The sequence below is a fragment of the Mariniradius sediminis genome (assembly GCF_021491425.1).
GTDB lineage: Bacteria > Bacteroidota > Bacteroidia > Cytophagales > Cyclobacteriaceae > Mariniradius > Mariniradius saccharolyticus.
This window is the reverse complement of sequence record NZ_JAKEVZ010000031.1, coordinates 1-4,967: the sequence shown is the minus strand read 5'-3', so window position 1 is coordinate 4,967 and position 4,967 is coordinate 1. Positions and strand designations below refer to the sequence as shown.

Below are 4,967 nucleotides of genomic sequence, written 5' to 3'. Positions count from 1 at the left end.
GCAGTTACGATGCGGTGGGCGATGTCCTGAACTACACCGTTACCGTCACCAACACGGGCAATGTAACCCTGTCGAATGTTGTCGTGGTTGATCCTTTGACAGGATTGAACCAGACCATCGCTTCGCTCGCCCCAACCGCTTCCCAGAGCTTCAATACTTCTTATGCAGTAACCCAGGCAGATATCGATGCAGGTTCCGTGGCCAATACAGCTTCGGCTTCAAGCGGTTCTGTAAGTGTTTCCGACCAGGTAACCGTCAATGCGGTACAATCACCTGCATTGGGTATCCAGAAAACAGTCGCAGAGGGCAGCTTCGACGCAGTGGGAGACGTGTTGAATTATACTATTGTGGTGACCAACACGGGCAATGTGACTATGTCGAATGTTGTCGTGGTCGATCCGCTGACAGGGCTCAACCAGACCATCGCCTCGCTCGCTCCGACGGCTTCGCAGAGCTTCAATACGTCTTACACAATCGTCCAGTCTGACCTGGACAACGGATCGGTAGCCAATACCGCTTCCGCCTCTTCGGGCTCTGTATCCGTTTCCGATCAGGTAACCGTCAATGCGGTACAATCACCTGCCCTGTCCATCGACAAGTCGGTTGCGGAAAACAGTTTCGATGCGGTGGGAGATGTGTTGAATTATACTATTGTGGTGACCAACACGGGCAATACAACACTGTCCAACGTTGTGGTCGTAGATCCGCTGACAGGCTTGAACCAGACCATCTCTTCGCTGGCACCTACGGCTTCGCAGAGCTTCAATACCTCTTACACGATCGTCCAGTCTGACTTGGACAACGGTTCGGTGGCAAATACCGCTTCGGCTACTTCGGGCCCGGTATCCGTTTCCGATCAGGCAACCGTCAATGCGGTACAGTCACCTGCCCTGTCCATTGACAAGTCGGTGGCTGAAAGCAGCTTCGACGCAGTGGGAGACGTGTTGAATTATACTATTGTCGTCACCAACACGGGCAATACAACACTTTCCAACGTCGTGGTTGTCGATCCGCTGACAGGGCTCAACCAGAACATCGCTTCGCTCGCTCCGACGGCTTCGCAGAGCTTCAATACTTCCTATACCATCGTCCAGTCTGATCTGGACAACGGTTCGGTTGGCAACACGGCTTCCGCCTCTTCGGGCTCTGTATCCGTTTCCGATCAGGTAACCGTCAACGCGGTGCAGTCACCTGCCCTGTCCATTGACAAGTCGGTGGCTGAAAGCAGCTTCGACGCAGTGGGAGACGTGTTGAATTATACTATTGTGGTGACCAACACAGGCAACGTGACTTTGTCGAATGTCGTGGTGGTCGATCCGCTGACAGGGCTCAACCAGACCATCGCTTCGCTGGCTCCGACGGCTTCGCAGAATTTCAATACCTCTTACACGATTGTCCAATCCGACCTGGATAATGGTTCCGTAAGCAATACAGCCTCCGCTTCAAGCGGTTCGGTATCCGTTTCCGACCAGGTAACCGTCAATGCGGTACAATCACCTGCCCTGTCCATCGACAAGTCGGTTGCGGAAAACAGTTTCGATGCGGTGGGAGATGTGTTGAATTATACTATTGTGGTGACCAACACGGGCAATGTAACCCTGTCCAACGTTGTGGTCGTTGATCCTTTGACAGGACTCAACCAGACCATCGCTTCGCTCGCCCCAACGGCTTCTCAAAGCTTCAATACTTCCTACACCATCGTCCAGTCTGACTTGGACAACGGATCGGTAGCCAATACCGCTTCCGCCTCTTCGGGATCGGTATCCGTTTCCGACCAGGTAACCGTCAATGCGGTACAATCACCTGCTTTAAGTATCCAGAAAACAGTCGCGGAGGGCAGTTACGATGCGGTAGGCGATGTGCTGAATTACACCATCGTCGTCACCAATACGGGCAACGTGACTTTGTCGAATGTTGTCGTGGTTGATCCGCTGACCGGTCTCAGCCAGACCATCGCTTCGCTCGCCCCAACGGCTTCGCAGAGCTTCAATACTTCTTATACCATCGTCCAGTCTGATCTGGACAACGGTTCGGTGGCAAATACCGCTTCGGCTACTTCGGGCCCGGTATCCGTTTCCGACCAGGTGGTTGTGAATGCGGTACAGTCCCCGGCATTAAGTATCCAGAAAACAGCCACAGAGGGCAGCTTCGATGCGGTTGGCGATGTGTTGAACTTCACGATCGTTGTTACCAACACAGGCAATACAACCCTGTCGAATGTTGTCGTGGTCGATCCTTTGACTGGCCTGAACCAGACCATTTCAAGTTTGGCTCCGACGGCTTCCCAGAGCTTCAACACATCTTATGCAGTAACCCAATCCGATATCGATGCGGGTTCAGTGGCCAATACGGCTTCCGCTTCCAGCGGTTCGGTAAGTGTTTCCGACCAGGTGGTTGTGAACGCGGTACAATCCCCTGCCCTTTCCATCGACAAGACGGTGGCCGAAAGCAGCTACGATGCAGTAAGCGATGTCCTGAACTACACCGTCACCGTTACCAACACAGGCAACGTGACTTTGTTGAATGTTGTCGTGGTCGATCCGCTGACAGGATTGAACCAGACCATTGCTTCGCTCGCCCCAACGGCTTCGCAGAGCTTCAATACGTCTTACACAATCGTCCAGTCTGATCTGGACAACGGTTCGGTTGGCAACACGGCCTCCGCCTCTTCGGGCTCTGTATCCGTCTCCGATCAGGTAACCGTCAATGCGGTACAGTCTCCTGCCCTATCCATTGACAAGTCGGTTGCAGAAAGCAGTTTCGACGCGGTGGGCGACGTGTTGAATTATACTATTGTGGTGACCAACACGGGCAACGTGACGTTGACGAATATTGTCTTGGTTGATCCGCTGACAGGTTTGAACCAGACCATTGCTTCGCTCGCTCCAACGGCTTCGCAGAGCTTCAACACGTCTTACTCAATCGTTCAGTCTGACCTGGACAACGGATCGGTAGCCAATACCGCTTCCGCCTCTTCGGGCTCTGTATCCGTTTCCGATCAGGTAACCGTCAACGCGGTACAATCACCTGCTTTAAGTATCCAGAAAACAGTCGCAGAGGGCAGTTACGATGCGGTGGGCGATGTCCTGAACTACACAATTGTAGTGACCAACACGGGCAATGTAACCCTGCCCAACGTCGTGGTCGTCGATCCGCTGACAGGGCTCAACCAGACCATCGCTTCCCTGGCACCTACGGCTTCGCAGAGCTTCAATACGTCTTACTCAATCGTTCAGTCTGACCTGGACAACGGATCGGTAGCCAATACCGCTTCCGCCTCTTCGGGCTCTGTATCCGTTTCCGATCAGGTAACCGTCAACGCGGTACAGTCCCCTGCCTTAAGTATCCAGAAAACAGTCGCAGAAAGCAGTTTCGACGCGGTGGGCGATGTATTGAACTACACAATTGTAGTGACCAACACGGGCAATGTAACCCTGCCCAACGTCGTGGTCGTCGATCCATTGACAGGACTCAACCAGACCATCGCTTCGCTGGCTCCAACGGCTTCGCAGAGCTTCAATACTTCTTATGCAGTAAACCAGGCAGATATCGATGCAGGTTCCGTGGCCAATACAGCTTCGGCTTCAAGCGGTTCGGTTAACGTTTCAGACCAAGTGGTTGTGAGCGCAGTCCAATCCCCTGCCCTTTCAATCGACAAGTCGGTTGCAGAAACCAGCTTCGATGCGGTGGGGGACGTGTTGAATTATACTATTGTGGTGACCAACACGGGCAACGTGACTCTGTCGAATGTTGTCGTGGTTGATCCACTGACAGGATTGAACCAGACCATCGCTTCGCTGGCTGCGACGGCTTCGCAAAGCTTCAATACGTCTTACACAATCGTCCAGTCTGACTTGGACAACGGTTCAGTTGGCAACACGGCTTCCGCCACTTCGGGCTCTGTATCCGTTTCCGACCAGGTAACCGTCAACGCGGTACAGTCCCCTGCCTTAAGTATCCAGAAAACAGTCGCAGAAGGCAGCTTCGACGCAGTGGGAGACGTGTTGAATTATACTATTGTGGTGACCAACACGGGCAACACAACCCTGTCGAATGTCGTGGTCATTGATCCTTTGACTGGCCTGAACCAGACCATCGCTTCGCTCGCCCCAACGGCTTCCCAGAGCTTCAATACTTCCTACACCATCGTCCAGTCTGACTTGGACAACGGTTCGGTTGGCAACACGGCTTCCGCCTCTTCGGGCTCTGTATCCGTTTCCGACCAGGTAACCGTCAATGCGGTACAGTCCCCTGCCTTAAGTATCCAGAAAACAGTCGCAGAGGGCAGTTTCGATGCGGTGGGAGATGTCCTGAACTACACCGTCACCGTCACCAACACGGGCAACACAACCCTGTCGAATGTCGTGGTCGTCGATCCATTGACAGGCTTGAACCAGACCATCGCTTCGCTGGCTCCGACGGCTTCGCAGAGCTTCAACACGTCTTACTCAATCGTCCAGTCTGACTTGGACAACGGTTCGGTGGCAAATACCGCTTCGGCTACTTCGGGCCCGGTATCCGTTTCCGACCAGGTGGTTGTGAATGCGGTACAGTCCCCGGCATTAAGTATCCAGAAAACAGCCACAGAGGGCAGCTTCGATGCGGTTGGCGATGTGTTGAACTTCACGATCGTTGTTACCAACACAGGCAATACAACCCTGTCGAATGTTGTCGTGGTCGATCCTTTGACTGGCCTGAACCAGACCATCGCTTCGCTCGCCCCAACGGCTTCGCAGAGCTTCAATACTTCCTATACCGTCGTCCAGTCTGATCTGGACAACGGTGCGGTTGGCAACACGGCTTCCGCCTCTTCGGGCTCGGTATCCGTTTCCGACCAGGCAACCGTCAATGCGGTACAGTCCCCTGCCTTAAGTATCCAGAAAACAGTCGCAGAGGGCAGTTTCGATGCGGTGGGCGATGTCCTGAACTACACAATTGTAGTGACCAACACGGGCAATGTAACCCTG

The 4,967-nt window shown here is 53.6% G+C and carries 1 protein-coding gene; it reads left to right on the top strand.

Annotated features, from left to right (window positions below; genetic code table 11):
* Positions 1–4,967: beta strand repeat-containing protein (locus tag L0U89_RS20075; RefSeq protein ID WP_369413264.1), on the top strand; the 4,967-nt coding region annotated here is incomplete at both ends.